A 20226-nucleotide genomic window follows, 5' to 3' on the forward strand; every position below is an offset into this window, starting at 1 on the left:
CCGCACCGGCCATCGGCGACCGCCGCACCGGCCATCGTGACCGCCGCGACCACCGCGGCGACGATCGGCGGGAACCGCCTCGACCTGCTCGACCCGGTCCTGGGCGCCATCGCGTCCGGCGGAGCGCTCTGCCACGTCGTTCCGGCCCCCGACGAATGCCGGCCGCTGGGACGGCACCCGTCTCGTTACAGCGGCCCCGCGCGGCCGGCGTGAAGAAGCGTCTCCCTACTGCGCCGACCGGAGTCCCATCAGCCGGGCGATCAGATCGTCCAGGCTGATCAGTCCGGTGAGCCGGCCGTCGTCCGCCCTGACGACGGCCAGCGACGCCCGGTTCCTGCGCAGCAGATCCAGCGCGTAGGAGACACTGTCGGTCTCCCTCAGCTCCGGAACGGGCCGGACCAGTTCGCGGGCGGTGACCACCCGGCCGCGGGTGCGGGCGACGAGCCCGTCACGGGCATGGACGGAGCCCAGAACGGTGTCACCGTCCACGACGACGAGCCGGGAGCGGTCGGCCTCGGTGGCCCGGGCGAGGAGCGCGTCCAGGCCGGCCTCGGCGGGGACGGTCGCGATGGCGGCCGCCGGGGTCAGGAGCTCCGAGACCGCGGTCTGCGGTTCAGTCAGCGACCGGGTGATCAGCTCGGAGTCGACCTTGTTGATCAGACCCAGGCGCTCCGACTCCGCCACGAGGTGGGTGAGCTGCTCGCGGTTGTGGACGGCTGCCAGTGCGTCGCGCGGCTGGACCCGGCACAGGCGCACCAGGGCGTTGCTGACCTTGTTCAGCAGCCAGATCAGCGGCCGCACCGCCGTGACCACGGCACGGAAAGGCGGGGTCAGCAGCATGGCGGAGCGCTCGGGGTGGGCGATGGCCCAGGACTTGGGGGCCATTTCGCCGAGGACCATGTGCAGGAAGACGACGACGATCATGGCGAACGCGAAGGCGATGCCGTAGCTGAGGCCGCTGGGCAGACCCAGGCCGTGCAGCAGCGGATCGACCTGGTGGGAGATGGCGGGCTTGGAGATCGAGCCCAGGCCCAGGGTGCAGATCGTGATGCCGAGCTGGGCGCCGGCGAGCATGAGCGACAGTTCGCGCATGCCGGCGAGGGCGGCCTTGGCGCCGCGCTGCCCGTCGGCTGCGGCCTTCTCCATGCGGTGGCGTTTGGCGGCGACGAGGGCGAATTCGGCGGCGACGAAGAAGCCGCTGCCGATCAGCAGCAGGACGGTGACGAACAGGGCCATCGGGAAGCTCATGACTGCGCCTCCTCGGCGGTCTCGGCGTGCTGGATGCGCTCGATGCGTACGCGGTCGGGAACGTGCCGGTCCAGGGTGAGGACGTGGATGTCCACGCCGTCGACGGTGAGCCTGTCGCCGATGGCCGGGAAGCGGCCGAGGCGGTCGATGATCAGGCCGGCAACGGTGTCGTAGTCCTCCTCCTCGGGCAGGTCGACGCCTGTCGCGTCCTCGATCTCGTCCAGGCGGCGCCCGGCGTCGACCAGCCAGCCGTCCCCGTCGGCGACGGCGAGCTCGACCACCGTGTCGCTCTCGTCGGCGATGTCACCGACGAGTTCCTCGGCGATGTCCTCGTAGGTGACGACGCCGGCGACTCCGCCGTGTTCGTCCAGGACGACCGCGAACTCGTCGTCCCGCTCACGCATCCGCTCCACCGCGTCCGGCAGTGGCAGCGTGTCCGGGAGCAGCAGCGGACTGCGGGACGCGCTGCCCGCCGACGTGCTGTCGAAGCGGTCTGCGGGCAGGCTCATCAGGTCCCGCACGCCGAGAACCCCCGCGACGTCGTCGGGGTGGTCGCCGAACACGGGGTAGTTGGAATGGCCGTGCTTCGCGATGAGCTCCACCGCCGCGGCCGCCGTGGCGTCCTTGTGGACGAACACGGCGTCCGCGCGCGGCACCATGACCTCGCCGAGAGTGCGCTCGGAGAACTCGACCGCATGGTCGAGCAGCTCGGCCGTGTCGGCCGGGAGGTGGCCCTGCTCGTGGGACTCGCCGATCAGGTGGCTGAGCTCTTCGAGGGTGGCTCCGTGGTGCAGTTCCTCGACCGGCTCGATGCCGACCTTGCGCAGCAGTCTGTTCGCCGCACCGTCGAAGACGTGCACGAGCGGTCCGACGATCTTCAGGTAGACGAGGGTCGACGGGGCGAGTGACTTGGCGAGCCGCTCGGGCACGGCCAGCGCGAGGTTCTTCGGTGCCAGCTCGCCCAGCACCATCTGCACGACGGTGGCGAGGACGAAGGCAAGCGTGACGGAGACCGCGGTGACCGCCCCGCCGGACAGGCCGATACCTTCCAGCACGGGCCTCAGCAGGGCGGAGACGGAAGGCTCGGCGAGGAAGCCGACGACCAGGCCGGTGACGGTGATGCCGAGTTGCGCCCCCGAGAGCATGAACGAGAGCCGTTCCAGCACCTTCAGGGCCCGCGCGGCGCGCTTGTCCCCGGCCTCGGCCTCGTGGGCGAGTGCGAGGCGGTCGGCGGCGACGTAGGCGAACTCCTGGGCGACGAAGTAGCCGGTGCCCGCGGTCAGGACGAGTACGGCCAGCAGGCCGAGAACGGCGTTCACCGGGCACCACCCGGGCGCGTGCCGTGGTCAGGGCCGAGACGTCGGGGACTGTGGCCCTCGGGGTCCGTCGGTCTGGCGGACAAGGAGTGCTCCTTCGAAAGGTTTGGATCAGTGAATCGCGCGTACTGGACGGATCGGCAGGTCCGGGCGGGATGTGCGGCCCGGCTCCCGGGCCGGGGCGGGCACAGGCGGGGCACCCGTGCGCCGAGGCGGTGTACCCGCTCGGGGCACGACGGTCACACCGCGGCGGCAGGGCCGACGAGCTCTCCGAGGACGTCCTCCATGGTGACGTAACCCAGGATCGCGCCCGTCGCGCCGGTGACGGCGGCCAAGTGGCCGCCGTCCGTGCGCAGTGCGGTCAGGGTGTCGTCCAGCGGGGTGTCGATGCGGACCCGGGTGACGGGGTGCAGGGCGGTGCGCGGGAAGGGCCTGTCGCGGTCGGTGACACCGAGGGTGTCCTTGATGTGCAGGTAGCCGAGGACGGCGCCGCTCGGGCCCTTGACCGGGAAGCGGGAGAACTTGGCCGCGGCCGCGACGCGTTCCAGGCCGGCGGGCGTAATGGTGTGGTCGACGGTGTGCATGCGCCGGGCGGGCACGAGGATCTCGCCGACCGGCCGGGTGCCCAGCTCCAGGGCGTCCCGCAGCCGCTCGCCGTCGGCGGGCGAGAGCAGCCCGGCCTCGCTGGAGTCGTCGACCATGCGCGCCAGCTCACCGTCGGTGAACACCGACGCGACCTCGTCCTTCGTCTCGACCTTCATCAGGCGTAGCAGGACGTTGGCGAAGGCGTTGATGGAGAACACGAACGGCCGCAGGGCGCGGGTCAGAGCGACCAGCACCGGCCCGAGCAGCAGAGCCGTCTTCGCCGGTGCGGCCACGGCGATGTTCTTCGGGACCATCTCGCCGATCAGCATGTGCGCGTACGTGGCCGCGGTGAGCGCGATGACGAAGGCGATCGGGTGCACCAGGACGTGCGGGATGTGGACGGCTTCGAACGCCGGCTCCAGCAGATGAGCGATGGCAGGCTCGGCGACCGCGCCGAGCACCAGGGACGACGCGGTGATGCCGAGCTGGGCGGTGGCCATCATCTGGGAGATGTGCTCCAGACCCCACAGCGTGATCCGGGCCCGCTTGTCGCCCTGGCGGGCGGCGGGTTCGATCTGGCTCCTGCGTACGGAGATCAGGGAGAACTCGGCGGCGACGAAGAAGGCGTTGGTCAGCAGGGTCAGGGCGCCGATGAACAGTTGCAACGTGGTCATCGCGTCTCCTGAAGGTCCTGCCGCGTGAGCCGGGCCGGTGCGGTGATCCGGACCCGGTCCGCCCGATGGTGCTCGACGTCCAGGACGTCGAGACGCCAGCCGGCCACCTCGAGCGAATCGCCCTCGACCGGGATCCGGGCCAGGCGCGTGGCGATCAGACCGGCCACGGTCTCGTACGGGCCCTCCGGTGCGAGCAGCCCTATGCCGAGGAGCTGATCCGTGCGGACGCTGCCGTCCGCCTCCCAGGAGGAGCAGCCGTCGTCGGTCGGCGGCGCGGGCAGCAGGTCGCGGGTCTCCAGGGGGTCGTGCTCGTCGCGCACCTCGCCCACGACCTCCTCGACGATGTCCTCCACCGTCGCGATGCCGGCCGTGCCGCCGTATTCGTCGATGACCACGGCCATCGTGCGCTCGGCACGCATCCTCTCCAGGAGCCGGTCGGCCGGCAGACTGTCCGGCACCACCAGCGGCGCGGTAGCCAGTGACAGCACCGGGGCCGTCGCACGCTGCTCGGGAGGCAGCGCGAGGACGTCCCGGATGTGGACGGTGCCGACGACCTCGTCGAGGCTGTCGCGGTAGACGGGGAAGCGGGACAGACCGGTGGCGAGGGTCAGGTTGGCCGCGTCGGCCGCCGTGGCGTGCGCTTCGAGGGCGATGACGTCCACGCGCGGGGTCATCACGTTCTCGGCGGTCAGCTCGCCGAGGTGGAGCGTCCGGACGAACAGCTCCGCGGAGTCCTGCTCGATCGCTCCCGCGAGCGCCGAGTGCTGGGCCAGTGCCACGAGCTCCTCGGGGGTGCGGGCGGTGGCGAGCTCCTCGGCCGGCTCCAGGCCGAAGCGGCGCACGAACCGGTTCGCCGTGCTGTTCAGATGTCGGATGAACGGCCCGAAGGCGGCGGTGAAGCCCCGCTGCGGGGCGGCGACCACCTTGGCCACGGCCAGCGGCCGTGAGATGGCCCAGTTCTTCGGCACCAGCTCACCGATCACCATCAGCACCACGGTCGAGACGACCACACCGAGCACGGTGGCGACGGAGGAGGCCGCCGCTCCGAGTCCGATGGCCTCGAGCGGGCCGCGCAGCAGTGCGGCGAGCGACGGCTCGGCCAGCATGCCGATCACCAGCGACGTGACGGTGATGCCGAGCTGAGCACCGGAAAGCTGGAAAGTCAGCTTGCGCGCGGCCTTGAGGGCGCTGTCGGCACCGCGCTCGCCGGCGTCGACGGCACGCTGCAGCTCGCCGCGCTCGACGGTGGTCAGGGAGAACTCGGCCGCGACGAACAGCGCACAGGCCAGCGTCAGTGCCAGGGCCAGCAGGAGCAGCAGTATCTCGATCACCGTGCCACCTCCGCTCCCTGGCCCATCAGGCGTCGGCAGGCGGTGACACGGCTCGTACTGGGAGGTTCACCCATCGGGGGGTCCGTTGCTCCTTCTTGTGCAGGGGAGGGAGAAGCGCCGCTTCTGCATCCACTGTAAAGGAATGGCAAACAACGTGGCACGGCGCGGGCCACGACTTTTCGCCACAGCCCCGCCATGCCTGCAACGGAGCGGGCCGCCGACACCATGACGGGCAACCTCCGCATCACCGAGGCCACGCACGGCACCCTCGTGCTGCGCGGTGCCAGGGCCTGCTCCGGGCCGACAGAGAGTGTGGCGCACCTCCTCCGATGTGGGGTCGTGGCTCACGGAGAGGGCCGGAGAGCGGCTGATGGCTCCTTCTCCGGCCGGACTTGCGGTATGCCCGGAAGCAAGGATGGGCACCGGCCCGGCGGGCGTGTCAGCGCCCGCCGGGCCGGTGCCGGTCTCTCCCGCTACGGTGCGTCGGCCTTCGAACCGGCCTTCGGATGCGCTGCGGCGCTGGGGCCGCGGGAGTCGTCCAATGCGCCGGCCGGCCGGGCCGCTCTCGCGGCTCCTTCAGGCGCGGCGCGGTCGTCACGGCTTCAGCTTTTCGGCCTCCCGGATTTCGTGGAGGTGGATGAGAATGTCGAAGGACTTGGCGATCGCGATGTCACGGGGCTTCTCGGGGAACTGCGTGCCGATATTGAGCGTGGGCCGGGCGACGTTCAGCCAGGCGCGCGCGGCGGCCGGCGCCTTGCGGACATCGAGGTAGAAGTCCCGGTAGCCGACCTGGTCGAGGGTGTGCTCATTCCTGCCGGGCTCGGCGGTGCCTACGGTGAACTTCTTCCAGTCGCCGCCGAGGGCGGCGTCCTTCGACAGGAACGAACCCTGGTTGAAGGTGAAGCCCACAGGCAGGTAATTCTTGCCCATGGTGTCGCGCAGGAACGAGCCCTGCGTCTTGGAGTACAGCTCGGGATTGTCGGAGACGTAGCCGACGTGGTTGTTGTGCGCCGACACCAGGATCTTGTCGCCGGTGTGCTTCTGCCACCAGGTGACGTTCTGGGCCATCACCTCGTCGCGGAAGCGTTGAAGGCTGTTCAGAGAATCCCGGTCGGCGGGGTTCAAGGTGAAGAACTTGGCGGTCTGGGCGATTGAGCGGGCGTTCTGCTCGGCCCAGTCGAAGGCGTCTCCGCCGGAGCCCCTGTGACTGCTGACCAGTTCTAGTGCCTGCTGCGCCTTGGCGGCGAGCTGCTGCCGCTCCGCGAGCGGCTTGGCCAGGTAGGCGAAGGCGTCGTCGATGGGCCGCAGACCGGTGTAGAGCTCGTTGAGCCGCGGCAGCGCCTCGGGGTGGTTCCTCTCCACATAGCCGGTCACTCGTTCGAAGAACGCGTCATTCAACGATGGGGCGCCGATGTCGTCGCCCATGAAGTGCACGGGGCGGTCGGGGTGGCTGCGGTTGTAGTCGCGCATCCACTCGATGAGACTCACGAATTCTTCGCGTTCCCAGGGGGAATTGGCCAGCGTCTGTGCGGCGATTTTGCGGGCATCACCCTTGCCGGTTTGGAGGTAGTCGTCGATCTGGAGTCCCGCGGACCAGCTCAGCTCCAGGGCGAAGGTGGTGAAGCCCTTCTTTTCGACGAGGTGGCGGAAGACCCGCTCCTTCATGGTGAAGAACTCGTGGGAGCCATGGGTGGCCTCTCCGAGGCCGACCACCTTGGCGTCACCGATCATCGCGGACAGGGCTCGCAGGTCGGCCGAGTCTCCGCCGGGCTCGGTCGCACGCAGCGGATGAGCGGCCCGCTCCAGTACGTGGACGAGGCTCTGCTTCCTGCCGGCCGTGGGGGCCTCGTCGACGGTGGCCGCCTTGACCGCCACGGGAGCAAGGACCGCCCCCGCCGCGATCGCCACCGCCACGAGGAGCCGCGGGCGGCTGATCCGCTTCTTGTGAGTAGCCATCTGGTTGTACCTTTCGATCAACTTGCGTTTGGTTTCTGAGAAATGAAGGCCCGGGTCCCGTTGCCGCGCGCTGAGGGCAGCCGCCGCACTCTTCCGGGGCCGGCCCAGAAGGCGGACGAGAGACCCGGTGCTGCGCGTGGCCGTCCGAGCGCCTGATCGGGCATGGATAGAGAAGGGGTCTGGTGTTGGACGCCCTCCCCAGAGGTGTTCATCAGCGGTGACCTCGTCGAACCGGCGTCCAACGCCGAGGCCGCGACCCCGCACACGCGGGGCAGTGCCGCCTGAGTGATGTGGCATTCACGTTCGGAGCCGAGGTCTCCGCAGGCGGCGATGGTGGGGCTTGTACCGACAGCCACGTTCGCGGTGCTCGCCCGCGCCTTCCTTGCGGTGGTGGTCGTGCGGGAGTGCGAAGGCGGCGGCGCGCGGCGATCAGTTCGTGCTGACGCGGTCGTACGGGACCGCAGCGGGACCCGTCTCGTCGGCCCGCCGCCCGGGCTCGTACGGCAGGGGCTGCCTCTCGGTGCGGCGCGGCCGGACGGGCCACCACAACGAGCGGCCGAGCAGCGCGGCGAGCGCCGGGACCAGCGCGACGGACAGAACGAACGCCGACAGCAGGATGCCGAGGGCGGTCGCGAAGCCGATCTGCTGGGTGGACGGAGCAGGGTTCACCGCGAGGCTGCCGAAGGAACCGGCCAGCACCAGTCCGGCGGTGGCCACGGCCGGTGCCGTGTGCCGTACGGCGCGGGCCACCGCCGCGCGGGCCGGGCCTGGGCGCTCCATCTCCTCCCTGATGCGGTCGCTCATCAGAATGTTGTAGTCAGTGCCCAGGGCGACGACGAACAGGAAGAGCACCAGCGGCAGGGTGAAGTTGACGCCGGCTTCGCCGCGCACATGCTGGAACACCAGGGCGGAGGCGCCGAGCGTGGCGGCGAAGCCGAGCCCGACGGAGACCATGAGCACCACCGGTGCCAGGACGCTGCGCAGCAGGACGAGCAGGATCAGCGCGATGAGCGCGGCGGCCACGGGAAAGACCAGCTCCAGGTCCTCGGAGACAGCGGTGGAGATGTCCGCGAAGATCGCCGCCGTGCCGCCGACGTGTACCTCGGCGCCCGTGGGCATGTGCCGTGCGACGGTCGCCCGCACCGGCCCGGAAACCAGGTCACGTGCCTTCTGGCTCTGTGGGTCGGCGGTCAGGTAAAGGCCGATCCGGGCGGCATCGCCCGCCTTGTTGTATTCGACCGGAGTCACCTGGCCCACGCCTTGCGTGCGGCCGAGCGCCTTGGCCAGGACGTCGGCGCCGTGCCGGTCGAGGGCGCCGCCGTCGCCGCTGGTGACGTAGACCTCGGTGGGGTCGGACACCCCTGCGGGCAGGGTGCGGGAGATTTCGGCGGCGGTGGCCGCGGCCGATGTGCCTGAGCCGCCGCTGCCGGTGCTGTAGTCCATCTTCATGCCGGCCATCCCGGCGGCCAGCGCACCGAGCAGTACGATCGCGCCGACCGTGACGGCGAGCGGTCGCCGGGCGACGGTGTCGCCGAAGCGTCCGGCCGAACCCTCGCGCGGCGCGTGCTTCAGGGTGCGGGAGGGCCAGAACATCCTGCGGCCGCTGACCGCAAGCAGGGCGGGCATGAAGGTCAGGCTGGCCAGCAGCATCACCATGACGGAGATCGCCACGGCCGGGCCGAGCACCCGGAACTGCCCGAAGCTGGCGAGCCCGAGGGTGGCGAAGGCGGCGACGATGGTGAGTGCCGCCGAGGTGATCGCGGAGCCCACCCGCCCCGTCACCTCACCTGCGATCTCGCGGGCGCCGCGCTCGGACTGTGCGCGCAGCCGCTCACGGAAGCGGAACAGGAGGAAAAGGAAGTAGTCGATCCCGATGCCCAGCAGCACCACGCTGATCAGCTGCGGTGTGCTCGGGTCCAGTTTGATCCCGGTGAGCAGCGCCGTGCCGACCACCGCACCCGCGGCGGTCCCGCCGACGAGGCTGACCGCCAGCAGCGGCAGGAGAGCCGCCAGGGCACTGCGGAACACCAGCACGTTCAGCAGCACGATCAGGCCGATGGTGAGTGCCCCGGCCACTGTGCTCGTGGTCTTCTCCGCATCGTGGCTGTCGGCGAGGTCGGCCAGACCGCCGGTGAATCCGGTGCGCAGTCCGTCCTCCGCGTACCTGCCGGAAGCGGAATTGCGGAATTCCTTGAATACATTCTGCAGGCCGGGGTCGGTCGAATTACCGGAAAGGCTGACGGAAAAGAGAATGAAAGTGCGGTGGGGTGCGACAGTGCCGGGCGTCACCTTCGGCGTCTGGGAATGGTTCTTGGCCAGGAAGTCGGGAGTGTCCTCGGACTTCGGCATGGTCACCCGCTGCCTGCCGAGAGCCGCTGCGGCTGCCTCCGCACGTTGCTGGTCAGTCGCGCCGAGCGGCTTTCCGTCGGCCCGTTTCACCAGCATGGTCACCGTATTGGCGTCCGGCTTGATCCCGAACTTGTCCTCGGCGACCTTCAGCGCCGCCGCCGAGTCGTACTTCTCCGGCAGGAAGTCACCGAGCTGGCTCTCGGTGACCCTGTGCATCAGTGCCTGACCCACCATGCTCAGGCCAATTCCCAGCAGTACCCAGAAGGCGATGACTTTCCATGGATTTCTCGTGGAGAATCCGGTCAGGGCGCGAATCACGGGAATTTCCGTTCGTAGGCGATGTCGGACAGTGCCTCCAGCACATCACCGGAATTCGTGTGGATCGTCGGAGTGCGGGACGAGAAGCCGCACGGGGCCCTGGACCTGTCCGTCCACCGGACCGGGACCCTGGTCCTGGTCCGATCTCGGCCCTGGGGCGGAGCCGGGGCCGCGGCAGGCAGGGACAATGGCATGGGCCAGGTACCGATGCCGGGCGGGACGTCCGGCATCACAGCGGAGAACAGAGAGGAAGGGGGCCAACATGGCGACGCGTCGCAGCGTTCCGCCATCGCGCCGGGAACTGCGCGGCCGCCTCTTCCCGCCGGAGGCCGACACGTTGCCGTGGACCCGCAACGACGCCCTGCTGGCCGTCGGCGCTGCCGTCGTGGACCTCATCGGATATACCGCGTTTTCGCAGGTCAAGAGTGCCTCCGTGTCAACTGCCGGCATCCTGCTGGTGACCGTCTCCGCGCTGCCGCTGGTCATGAGGCGCCGTTTCCCGCTCACCGTCATGACCGTCAGCCTGGTGCTCGTCGCGCTGCTGAATCTGACGACGTACATAAGCCATCACTTCGGCGCCACCCTCGCGGTCGCCCTCTACTCGGCCGCCCGGACCGGCCGTCCGTGGGCGACGGCCGCCCTGACGACCGGGGCGATCGGCGTCACCCTGCTCACCCCGGATCTCGCCGCCCCGCGCGGATACCTGAACGTGACCAGTGCCTGCCTCGCCGCCTGCCTCATCGCCGCCACCGGCCTCGCCGTCAACCGGTGGCAGCAGGAGACGGAGGCCAACCGACGACTCCTCGCCGACCGGGCGGTGGCCGAGGAACGCCGCCGCATCGCTAGGGAGCTGCATGACGTCGTCGCCCACCGCATCACCACCATGCAGCTGATGGCGGGCGGCGCCCGCGCCAACCTCGACCACGACCGCGGTGTCGCCCGCGAGGCCCTGGTCACCTTGGAGGAGTCTGGGCGGCTGGCCCTGCGCGAGATGCGGCAGCTCCTCAACGTCTTGCGGACCGACGAGGACACGGCGACCGACCGGCACGGCGCCCCAGAGGCGCCGCAGCCCGGCCTGGCCGACCTCGACCGTCTGATCAAGGAATCTCGGCAGGCTGGACAGCCCACCGAGCTGACCATGGATGGCGAGACCGGACGACTGCCCCCGGTGGTCGGTCTCACTGTCTACCGGATCGTCCAGGAGGCACTGACCAATGCCCGCAAGCATGCAGGGCCCAACGTCCCGGTGAAGGTCCGCCTCACGTGTCTGCCCGAGCGCGTCCGTGTGTCCGTCACCGACCAGGGCGCGATGAACGCGGCAGAGTCTCCAGCCCTCGGCATCAGATACGGCGCTGGATACGGTCTGGTCGGCATGCGTGAACGGGTTGCCCTGCACGGCGGCGCGCTGGAGGCCGGTCCGCTGCCCGAGGCCGGCTTCCGGGTCGTGGCGAGCCTGCCGCTGGAAGCTCCGACGGGCCAGGAAAAGGAGGACTGACCGGTGAGCGGGACAGGCGCCGAAAACGAGGCCGTGGGCGAGCGGGTGATACGGGTACTGATCGCGGACGACCAGCCGCTTGTGCGGCGCGGACTGGCCCTGATCCTCGGCCCCTCTCCGGCCATCACCGTGGTTGCCGAGGCCGAGAACGGCGAGCAGGCCCTTGTGCTCGCCCGGGAGCACCATCCCGACGTCGTCGTGATGGACATCCGGATGCCCGTCCTCGACGGGGTGGCCGCCACCGAGCGACTGGCTCGAGACCTTCCCGAGTGCCGGGTGCTCGCCCTCAGCACCTTCGACATGGACGAGTACGTGGTCGCCGCCCTGCGCGCCGGCGCATACGGCTTCCTGCCCAAGGACAGCTCGCCCGAGGACCTCGTGGCCGCGATCCGCACCGTCCGTGCGGGCGAAGCCGCTGTCGCGCCCCGTCTGCTGACCCGACTGATCTCCGCCTATGTCAGGAACGAACAGGTGGCGCCCCCGAACCGCCGACGGCCCGCCGCACAAAGCACCCCCGGTCTCACCCCGCGCGAGGTCGAGGTCTGGCGCCTGGTGGCTACCGGCCTGGACAACAACCAGATCGCACGAACCATGGAGATCAGCGTCTCCACCGTCAAGAACTACATCACCAGCATCTTTGACAAACTCGGCGTCCGTGACCGGGCGCAGGCTGTGATCGCGGCCTACGAGTCGGGCCTGGTGGCAGCCCGACAGGCCGCTGACCCGGACTGAACCGAGCCATTCCGAACCGGGACGACGACCTGCCGTGTCATCGCCTCGTCCCAGGCCGGATTCGACGGTGCCGGAGTCAGCCCGGCACCGCGATCCGGCAGCCGAACTTATGACGGCCCGCCTGCCTGCCGTCAGCGCATTCACCGGTACGGGTTCGGGTGTCCCCGTCGCCGGGGGTGAAGGTCCGGCCAGTTGCCGTGAGCGTCTGGCGCGAGACGGGTCATGCTCGGCAGTTGACGAACGGCGCGAGAATGTCCCGCTCGCGTCCCGTATCCGGGTGGGCGGCTGGTACACGTACACCCACCGCGTCGGCGACGCCAACCGCGACGGGCGCCCCGACCTGTACGCCGTCAAACGCTGCCAACCCCCACGACGCGTACCTCTCCAAGGGCACGGGCGACCGGCGCATACCCTTCCGCCCGCGTGAGCAGGTCGGTGCGTACTTCGACGGCACAAAGCGCCGGTACGACCACTTCGCCTGAGCGAAGGCTCCGTCGGCCTGACGACATCGCCACCCAGCACAACCTTCTGTCGCGATCAAGAGTCTGACCGGGCGCGCAGCCCCAGGGTGCGCGCCCGGTCGCTTGAGAGGAACCCGCTTTGATCCATGTTCGTCCCGCCCGACATCAGCTCGCCGCGGCCGTCACCACCGTTCTGGCCGTGACCGTCGGTGCGAGCCTCGCGACGGCGCCCGCGATCGCCGCGACGCCCACCGCTGCCGTCGCCGCGGACGCCGGACCCGCCGATGCGCAGGCGACCGTCGACGGCGTCATCTCCATCCCCCGCACCGACCAGATCCTCAGCGTCGGCCCGACCGGGTTTCTGTCGGTGGAGCGTCGATGGGACCACACGTACTACCGCTGGACCAGCACCGTCGACGGCACCACCACAAGCCTCCCGGAGTGGTACAGCGGGTACCGCGGCGGCGGTTCCGACACCGTCGTCGCCAAGGAGGACGGCACGACCCGGTACCTGCTCCATGACATGTCATCGCCGGGCAGCGACCCCGCGGTCGTCAACCAGACCGACACCCGGCTCTACTGGAAGGGCGTGGTCGGCAGGACTCTCGTCTTCTCGTCCTGGGACAGCCAGAGCAACGTGGGCCAGCTCCGTCTGATCGGCGAGGGGAACCAGGCGGGCAGCGACCGGCAGGTGACCGGCCTCACGCCGAACTCGAGGGTCCAGAGCGTCGAGGCCCTGTCGGACAGCTCGGCGCTCGTCCGGTACGTCTCGGCGGATGCCGACACCGACCGCTCCTACCTCGCCGTCGTGGACGTCGCCACCGCCTCCGTCGTCGAGAAGCGTGAGGTGGGCGTGTCCGCGTACGACACCGACACAGCCCTTTCCGGGGACCGCTGGGTCTGGGTCGACGCCCCGACGTCCGCGCACGCCAAGCTCATGCACGCCACCCGCGACGGTTCGGGGAGCACGCCGGCCGTGGAAGCGGCCGACCTGGGCAACTCCGTCCGCCCGCACATCGGCGTCCTGGGCGACTGGGTCACGTACGCGGCTCCGGGCGGCGCCGCCGCGACCGCAGCGTCCCCGCGCTTCGCTCTCAGTGCCGTCAACCTCGTCGACGGATCCACGGTCAAGCTCCTCGACCACGCCTCGTCCACCGTGCCCACCGCCGACGGCGCGCTCCTGGTGCGCGGCGGTACGGTCGCCCACGGCGAGGGGGTCTACCGGATCGCACTCGGGGCGGACGGCAAGCCCACCGCCACGCTCATCGCGAGCACCGGCGAGCCGACCGTGCTCACGCTGCACACCGCGGCCATTCCCCCTGTCGTCGACCTCGACAAGAACAACGGTCAGGCCCTGCTCCGCTGGGTGCTCTCCCGGACCAACGCCCAGGGCTCCGTGACGGTGCGCCATGTCGGCACGGGCCGCAGTGTGCGCTACGACTTCGCGCAGGCGGCCACCTACGAGGACAAGGGATCCGTCGACTTCCGCTGGGACGGGATGCTCCCCAACGCCGACGGCATGAAGGAGTTCGCGCCCAGCGGCGACTACGCCTGGGACTTCACCGCCTCCCCGCTCAACGGCATCGGTCCGGACGTCGTGCAGACCGGCACCTTCAAGGTCAACCGTACGACCGGCCTGCACGACTACACGGACAACAGCACACCGGACCTGCTCTCCCGTGACGCCGCGGGCGTGCTGTGGCGCGACGACTCGGCCAAGGTGGCGTCCGCGCCGCAGCCGTACTCGACGGGTCGGGTGAAGGTCGGCGGCGGCTGGGAGATCTACAACCAGTTGGAGGCCGTCGGGAACATCGCCGGCAGCCCGGCCGGCGACCTTGTCGCCCGTGACAAGGCCGGCGTGCTCTGGCTCTACCAGGGCAACGGAAACGGCAACTTCGCCGGCCGTACGAAGATCGGCGGCGGCTGGCAGATCTACAACAACATAACCGGCGGCAGCGACCTCGACGACGACAGGAAGTCCGACCTCCTCGCCACCGACGCCGCCGGCGACCTGTGGTTCTACAAGGGCACGGGCAGCACGAGCGCGCCGTTCGCACCCCGCAGGAAGATCGGCTGGGGCTGGGGGATCTACAACCAGATCACCGCCACCGGCAACATCACCGGCACCTCCGCCGGAGACCTCGTCGCCCGCGACAAGGCCGGTGTCCTGTGGCTGTACGAGGGCAAGGGTGACGGCACCTACGGCCCGCGCACGAGGATCGGCGCGGGCTGGGGCGTCTTCACCCACCTCGTCGGCATCGGCGACGCCGACCGCGACGGGCGGGCCGATCTCTACGCGGTCGGAACCTCGGGCGCCAAGTTCTACGCGGGCACCGGCGACACGGCGGCCCCGTTCAAGCCCGCTGCCCCGGGCAACCTGCTCTGGGATTCGGCACCCGTCAACTCGGTTTTCTGACGACGTCGGCCTCCATCCGGTGACCCTGTTCTGACGGGACGTCGGCACGGTCGCCCGGACGGTCCTTTCGACGCGGCGGTCTTGGCGCCCAGGCGCCGGTGAGGGCGGATACGAGCAGCAGCCCGCATCCGCCCTCTCCGGGTTCCGTGAGGGACGGGCATCGGCTCCCGGTCGCCCCGCGTGTCCGAGACCCCGTCCGGACGAGGCCGTCCTCGCCCCGCTCTGTCCGCACCTCGAAGCCGGACCCGGGCACGCGCCTGTGGGGGCATGAGTGCTTGATGTGCGCGTGATGGACGCCGTCGCCCTTCAAGGGGGCCGAGGTGGCCGATGATGCGGTCGGCTGCGGTCTTTGAGACGCCGAACTGTGGTGCGAGGTGCCGTAGCCATGGGTTGCGGTCCCGGCGACGCCGGCGGTCCGCCACCCGCTGCAGTTCGGCACCGACGTCCAGGTCTCAGCCGCCCGAGGCCCGGGCGGAGATGACTCGCGCCATTGCCGAGTCGGCCGGATCGTACGGCGCTGCCTGAACCCCGGCTTCGGGATCTGCCCCGCGAGCCGCCACGGCCACCCCGCCGATACTGACGCCTCGGGCGGACTTGCCCGGCTCGCCGGCTCCGTACACTGAGAAGAGTGGAGGATCACACGGTCACCGGGATCGGTGCACGTCCGGCGCCCGCCTTGCGGCAGTACGTCGACTCGTATGTCGGTTTCGACCTCCGCGGGCTCCCGACGGGGGTGCACTGCGGCCCGCCGAGCCGCGTGCTCACTGCGGTGATCAGCCTGTCAGACCCCATCGAGATGGCGGCGGGCGTTGACGACGGGTCACCGGTCACCCGATTCAGCAGCGTGGCCGGCGGTCTGATGTGCCGGTCCGTCGCGATCCACCACGACGGACGCCAGCAAGGTGTGCAGGTATCGCTGACACCGCTCGGGGCTCGGGCCGTCTACGGCATGCCCGCCGCTGTGCTCGCCCACCGACTGGTCCCGCTTGACGAGCTTCTCGGAGCGCTCGGCGTCGAGCTGGTCGACCGGCTCCGAGCGGCAACGACATGGACGGCGCGCTTCACCGCGCTGGACGAATTGCTCCTCCGAGCTGTCGGCCGTGGCGCCGGAGGCGACCCTGTGCGCCCCGAGGTGGCCGAGGCCTGGCGCCGCCTCGTCGCCGCGCGGGGCTGCGTCCAGGTCGGTGCGGTCGCCGCGGAACTCGGCTGGAGCCGTCGGCACCTCACCGAGCGGTTTCGCGGTGAACTGGGCCTGTCGCCGAAGACCCTCGCCCGAGTTCTTCGCTTCGAGCACGCGCACGAACTGGCGACGGCGCAGCACCCGCCCCCGTGGGCCGATGTGGCGACCATCTCCGGCTACGCCGACCAGGCCCATCTCGTCCGGGACTGGCGCGAGTTCACGGGCCGATCGCCGACGGCCTGGCGTCGCAGCGAAGTCCTCCTCGGGGCCGGGTAGTCGCCAACCGACTGCCCGTCGCGTCGGCTTCTGTTCCCATTCCTTCAAGACCAGCCGATCGCTGTCGCGTGACGATCGTCAGCATGAGACTCGTCAACCACGAACCCAACGCCATCGACCTGCGGACCACCCCCGTACACCTCGGGCTGGGATCAAGAGCGAGACCCGTCGAGGGCTTCGCCTGGGACCCGGAGGTGCTCAAGGCATACAGCGCCGCTGTCGCGGCAGACGGCGCCGAGGGCCGGATGGTGATGATCTTCGACGGCGACGGCCTCGGCGACCATTGGGAGAACCACCCTGCCGGCGACGAACTCGTCGTTTGCCTCAGCGGATCAGTGACGGTCACCCGCGACGTCGACGGGGTGCCCGACCGCGTTCTGCTCGGGCCGGGCGAAGCCACCATCAATCCCGCCGGGGTATGGCACGCGGTCGACATGGCGGGGCCGGCGTCCATCCTGACCGTCACCGCCGGCCTCGACACCGAACACCGTCCTCGGACCGACACCCGCCCGACCGAACGCGTCGGCACGCCCGGCCCGGAATCGCCGTGACGACACGCATCGCCTGCCTCGGCGACAGTCTCACCCGCGCGCAGCTCAGCGTCGACTACCTGGACCTTCTCGGGCGACGCCACCCTCCCGGTGACGTGCAGCTTGCCCGCTTCGGCGCCAACGGTGACTTCGCCTACAACCTCTTGCAGCGCCTCGATGCTGTCGTCGCGGACCCGCCCGACGTGATCACCGTACTGATCGGGAGCAACGACGCCCGAGCGAGCCTTGCCGGCTACCCCGTCGAGCAGGCCATGAAGCGCAAACAGCTCCCCGAGCGCCCGTCAGCCGGCTGGTTCCAACAGTGCCTGGGAGCCGTAGTCGAACGGCTGCGAGCGGAGACCGACGCGACGATCGGTCTGCTGTCGCTCCCGGTTCTCGGCCAACAACTTGACGGTGCAGCGGCGCAGGCATCGCAGGCGTACAGCCGGATGATCGCCGAGGTCGCCGCCGGCAACGAGGTGACCTACCTTCCGCTCCACGAACGCCAGATCGAGGAACTGCGCCAAGCGGACCCGCCGCCCATTCCGTACCGGGAGGTGACGCTCGCAGCGGGCGTCGGCGTCCTCGTCCAGCAGGCCGTGCTGCGTCGCAGCCTCGACACGATCTCGCGGCGCCGAAGTCTCGTGCTCACGACCGACCACATCCACCAGAACAGCCGCGGCGCCACCCTGATCGCTGAGGTCATCGACACCGGTCTGCTGACCCGCAGCGCGTAGCTGGTTCCGCCGCTGCGGCCAGTTGGATGCCATCCACCGCACGCGGAGATGGCGTACCAGCCGGACGAGGGTGTCGGCGGCGAGCACGCCGACACCGGCGCGCCCGCCCGGGCGGGGACTCCAATGCCGCGAGGAGCGTTCCCGGCTCGGTGCCAGGGCGAGGTCGCGCCCGCCGGTGACCTCACCGGTGGGCGGGTGCTCGGTACCGGGCCACCGGCATCGGCTCTACGTTCAACGGCAGTGCGCGGCCGGTCGGAAGTCGTCCGGGGCGCAGCGGGGCGCCAAGGTGTCAGTTCATGAGCAGGAGCCGCGTGTTCGGTACGAGCTTCCGGTTCACGCTGGTGCTCTGCACGAAGATCGTGAAGTCGTCGTTGTGGTCCGGCTTGATGCGAACTTCGCTGTCCGGCAGGCCGAGCAGGGCTCGGGCCTCGGGCCCCGCGTACACCCGGTCGGTCTTCTTCTCCAGCACGGCGATCTGCTTCCGCGCCTGGATCTTCTCCGACTTGCTCAGCTGGTAGAACGCGCCACCGGTTCGGTAGGTGTGCCCGCTTTCGACGACCCACTCCCGAATCGCCGCGTCACGAGCCACCGGGATCAGCTGGTACTCCGACGGCTTCACCGGGGTGAGGCCGGCCGCCTTGATGGTGTCCTTGTTGACTGCCTCCGCACCCGTGGAGAACACCGCACGCGATCCCCGGATGCCCTTGGTACGGCCCACCATGAACTTCTCGGTGGCCTGCTGGATGACCTGCCCGGCCTCCTCGAGACCCTGTGTGCTCGTGGCGTCCCAGATGGCTATGTTTTCCTTCGGGAAACCGCACTGCATGGCCTCGCGCCTGCCCATCTGGTCCGGCACAAGGACGGCCAGCGTCCAGTTGTCCTCCTGCGTCTCGATCATCCCGGCCACGGCGTTCACCAGTTCGCGGGGATCCCTGGCAGGGGCGTCCGGGCAGCGATGACTTGCGTTCTCCTGGCCGTCGGTGAGTACGAACGTCAGGAAGCTGTGGTCGCCGTACAGTTGAGCTGTCTGCGCCAGCTCCCGCTGGGACTTCAGTGCGGCCGCCAGCAGAGCCGTCATACCGCCGACCCGGTACAGCTGCTTCAGCGACGGCATCCGCAGCACGTCCTTGTCGTAGATGACGCACTCCACCTTGTCCGCGAAGACGTACACCGTGACGCGGGTCTCCTGGTCCAGTTCCCTTGACCGGCGGGCAAGATACGCGATCTGCTGGTCGGCGACTTCGACGACCTTGCTGCGCAGGTGCGACATGGACGAACTGGCATCCAGCACAAGAGCAACGTGGTTGATGTAGTTCTGGGCTCCGGACATGACAGCTCCCCCTCATTCCGACCGACTCGATGCTCCTACCGTCTCATCCACCACTGACAATCGATCTTGGCTCCCGGACCGGTTGAAGAGCCCACCCGGTGAGGCCCGGGCCATCACGAGCCTGCTCAACCTGCTGGACGAGAAGCCGACCGGGCCACCGCCATGGAATGGGGTGGCCCGGTTCGGAGTGTTGTCTCAGTTGGTGGTGTTCGTGAAGTTCTGGGTGGTGGTGTTGCCGGCTCCGGGGCTGTTGATGTTGTTGCTGGTGCTGATGTTGTTGAACATGGTGAAGATGCCGTTGAGGTTGATCGGCAGGATCGATCCCCCGCCGCCGTTTCCGCCGTTCCCGCCGTTGCAGGTGCCGCCGCTGACCGTCGTCGCGTCGCTCGCGGTGTCCGACTGGCTGCCGCCGCCCGAGACGGTTGCGGAGTTGGTGAAGCTGCACGCGGCGCTCGGCGTGACGTTGACCGTCAGCGTGATCGGCGGGTAGCTCGCCCCGGGCTCCAGCTCGTCACTGCGGGTGCAGGTGACGGTGCCCGAGGCCTGGCTGCACGACCACCCGTTCCCGGTGGCGTTGCTGTAGGTGACGCCAGCGGGCAGGGTGTCCGTCACGGTCACCGTCCCCTCGGTCGGTCCGGCGCCGGAGGCGTTGGAGACCGTGAGCGTGTAGGTGCCGGTGCCGCCCTGCGAGAAGCCGCCCGAGTGGGCCTTGGTGATGGACAGCTCGGCCGGGTCGGCCGGGGGACCTTGCGTGACCGGGCTGCAGACGGTGTCCTCGTCGGTGACGCCACCGCCGGCGGTCCCGACGAAGCCGGTGTTGCACACCTCGCTCGGCGCGCTCTCGGCCACCTCGGCGGTGACGGTGATCGGCGGGTAGTCGGCCCCCGCCTCCAGAGCGGGGCCCGTGTAGGTGCAACTGCCCCCGCAATCCCAGTTCGTTCCCTCCAAGTCGAGGATGAACAGCCCGGGGCCGGCCGGCGAGTCGCCGACGATCACTGATCCCGATGGGGTCGCGAACTCGGAGTTCGACGCAACGAGGGTGTACGTGACGATCTGTCCCTGGGAGAACGGGGTCGGCGTGTTGACGGTTTTCTCGATGACCAGTGGCGGCTCCTGGCGGACCGTGGAAGCCGCGTCGGCGGTCGCGGGCAGCGAGAAGGCGACACCCAGGGCCACTGCCAGGCTGCCCAAGGAGCGTGCCAGTCTGCGAAGAGACATTTGATCTTCCTGTCCGGTGATGGATGAGAGCAACCGGATGGCACCACAGCGATCTTCGAGCGGACGCGCGCAGC

15 protein-coding genes and 1 pseudogene are annotated in these 20226 nt (G+C 69.7%); 7 read left to right on the top strand and 9 right to left on the bottom strand.

Annotated elements, in window-relative coordinates; translation table 11 throughout:
- Positions 1 to 36: 36 nt before the first annotated feature.
- A complete protein-coding gene (locus ACTMTU_RS00850) occupies positions 37 to 213 on the top strand; it encodes a hypothetical protein (protein ID WP_441261449.1) in 177 nt (58 codons plus the stop codon).
- Between the two features lie 12 nt (positions 214 to 225).
- On the opposite strand, the gene ACTMTU_RS00855 is transcribed toward ACTMTU_RS00850, so the two are convergent.
- The 6 genes from ACTMTU_RS00855 to ACTMTU_RS00880 form a co-directional block, all read right to left on the bottom strand.
- Positions 226 to 1248 (bottom strand): hemolysin family protein, encoded by a 1023-nt coding sequence (locus ACTMTU_RS00855; RefSeq protein ID WP_441261450.1) that lies wholly within the window; start codon positions 1246 to 1248, stop codon positions 226 to 228.
- Positions 1245 to 2567 carry a hemolysin family protein gene (locus tag ACTMTU_RS00860; protein ID WP_441261451.1) on the bottom strand — a complete coding sequence of 441 codons (1323 nt, stop codon included), beginning with the start codon at positions 2565 to 2567 and terminating at the stop codon, positions 1245 to 1247. Before ACTMTU_RS00860 ends, ACTMTU_RS00855 begins: the two co-directional genes overlap by 4 nt.
- Positions 2568 to 2803: 236 nt before the next feature.
- Positions 2804 to 3823, bottom strand: a complete 1020-nt coding sequence (locus ACTMTU_RS00865; protein ID WP_441261452.1) for a hemolysin family protein — start codon at positions 3821 to 3823, stop codon at positions 2804 to 2806.
- Positions 3820 to 5154, bottom strand: a complete 1335-nt coding sequence (locus tag ACTMTU_RS00870; protein ID WP_441261453.1) for a hemolysin family protein — start codon at positions 5152 to 5154, stop codon at positions 3820 to 3822. Before ACTMTU_RS00870 ends, ACTMTU_RS00865 begins: the two co-directional genes overlap by 4 nt.
- Before the next feature lie 594 nt (positions 5155 to 5748).
- Positions 5749 to 7110, bottom strand: a complete 1362-nt coding sequence (locus tag ACTMTU_RS00875) for an erythromycin esterase family protein (RefSeq protein WP_441261454.1) — start codon at positions 7108 to 7110, stop codon at positions 5749 to 5751.
- Positions 7111 to 7539: 429 nt separating this feature from the next.
- Positions 7540 to 9777: an MMPL family transporter gene (locus ACTMTU_RS00880; RefSeq protein ID WP_441261455.1), complete on the bottom strand. Its 2238-nt coding sequence runs from the start codon at positions 9775 to 9777 to the stop codon at positions 7540 to 7542.
- 262 nt (positions 9778 to 10039) lie between these two features.
- Here ACTMTU_RS00880 and ACTMTU_RS00885 point away from each other — a divergent pair, with 262 nt between their 5' ends.
- The 3 genes from ACTMTU_RS00885 to ACTMTU_RS00895 all read left to right on the top strand — a co-directional run bounded on the left by ACTMTU_RS00885 (position 10040) and on the right by ACTMTU_RS00895 (position 14881).
- The gene (locus ACTMTU_RS00885) at positions 10040 to 11272 is read left to right on the top strand and encodes a sensor histidine kinase (protein ID WP_441261456.1); all 1233 of its coding nucleotides are present in this window, start codon (positions 10040 to 10042) and stop codon (positions 11270 to 11272) included.
- 3 nt (positions 11273 to 11275) lie between these two features.
- Positions 11276 to 12004: a response regulator gene (locus ACTMTU_RS00890; RefSeq protein WP_441261457.1), complete on the top strand. Its 729-nt coding sequence runs from the start codon at positions 11276 to 11278 to the stop codon at positions 12002 to 12004.
- Between the two features lie 600 nt (positions 12005 to 12604).
- Complete coding sequence (locus ACTMTU_RS00895; RefSeq protein ID WP_441261458.1) at positions 12605 to 14881, top strand: FG-GAP repeat domain-containing protein; 2277 nt, start codon at positions 12605 to 12607, stop codon at positions 14879 to 14881.
- Between the two features lie 284 nt (positions 14882 to 15165).
- Here the strand turns inward: ACTMTU_RS00895 and ACTMTU_RS00900 are convergent.
- A pseudogene (locus tag ACTMTU_RS00900) lies at positions 15166 to 15273 on the bottom strand (IS5/IS1182 family transposase); the annotation flags it as partial.
- A gap of 236 nt (positions 15274 to 15509) precedes the next feature.
- Between ACTMTU_RS00900 and ACTMTU_RS00905 the strand changes: the two are divergent.
- The 3 genes from ACTMTU_RS00905 to ACTMTU_RS00915 all read left to right on the top strand — a co-directional run bounded on the left by ACTMTU_RS00905 (position 15510) and on the right by ACTMTU_RS00915 (position 17604).
- Positions 15510 to 16337, top strand: coding sequence for a helix-turn-helix domain-containing protein (locus tag ACTMTU_RS00905; RefSeq protein WP_441261459.1), 828 nt, complete (start codon positions 15510 to 15512; stop codon positions 16335 to 16337).
- 83 nt (positions 16338 to 16420) lie between these two features.
- The gene (locus tag ACTMTU_RS00910; RefSeq protein ID WP_441261460.1) at positions 16421 to 16888 is read left to right on the top strand and encodes a cupin domain-containing protein; all 468 of its coding nucleotides are present in this window, start codon (positions 16421 to 16423) and stop codon (positions 16886 to 16888) included.
- On the top strand, positions 16885 to 17604 hold the full coding sequence (locus tag ACTMTU_RS00915) for an SGNH/GDSL hydrolase family protein (protein WP_441261461.1): 720 nt from the start codon (positions 16885 to 16887) through the stop codon (positions 17602 to 17604). The genes ACTMTU_RS00910 and ACTMTU_RS00915 overlap by 4 nt, the downstream gene beginning before the upstream one ends.
- A 289-nt stretch (positions 17605 to 17893) precedes the next feature.
- On the opposite strand, the gene ACTMTU_RS00920 is transcribed toward ACTMTU_RS00915, so the two are convergent.
- Both ACTMTU_RS00920 and ACTMTU_RS00925 read right to left on the bottom strand, forming a co-directional pair.
- Entirely contained in the window at positions 17894 to 18934 is a 1041-nt protein-coding gene (locus ACTMTU_RS00920) for a vWA domain-containing protein (protein WP_441261462.1), read from the bottom strand.
- Between the two features lie 195 nt (positions 18935 to 19129).
- Complete coding sequence (locus tag ACTMTU_RS00925) at positions 19130 to 20152, bottom strand: DUF11 domain-containing protein (protein WP_441261463.1); 1023 nt, start codon at positions 20150 to 20152, stop codon at positions 19130 to 19132.
- Between the last annotated feature and the right edge of the window lie 74 nt (positions 20153 to 20226).

This window comes from Streptomyces sp. OZ13 (assembly GCF_052068155.1).
In the GTDB taxonomy this organism is placed as follows: domain Bacteria; phylum Actinomycetota; class Actinomycetes; order Streptomycetales; family Streptomycetaceae; genus Streptomyces.

Coding starts and splice junctions, on each gene's coding strand:
- ACTMTU_RS00920 (WP_441261462.1), bottom strand. CDS start 18,934: ATGTCCGGAGCCCAGAACTACATCAACCACGTTGCTCTTGTGCTGGAT.
- ACTMTU_RS00910 (WP_441261460.1), top strand. CDS start 16,421: ATGAGACTCGTCAACCACGAACCCAACGCCATCGACCTGCGGACCACC.
- ACTMTU_RS00885 (WP_441261456.1), top strand. CDS start 10,040: ATGGCGACGCGTCGCAGCGTTCCGCCATCGCGCCGGGAACTGCGCGGC.
- ACTMTU_RS00865 (WP_441261452.1), bottom strand. CDS start 3,823: ATGACCACGTTGCAACTGTTCATCGGCGCCCTGACCCTGCTGACCAAC.
- ACTMTU_RS00875 (WP_441261454.1), bottom strand. CDS start 7,110: ATGGCTACTCACAAGAAGCGGATCAGCCGCCCGCGGCTCCTCGTGGCG.
- ACTMTU_RS00925 (WP_441261463.1), bottom strand. CDS start 20,152: ATGTCTCTTCGCAGACTGGCACGCTCCTTGGGCAGCCTGGCAGTGGCC.
- ACTMTU_RS00855 (WP_441261450.1), bottom strand. CDS start 1,248: ATGAGCTTCCCGATGGCCCTGTTCGTCACCGTCCTGCTGCTGATCGGC.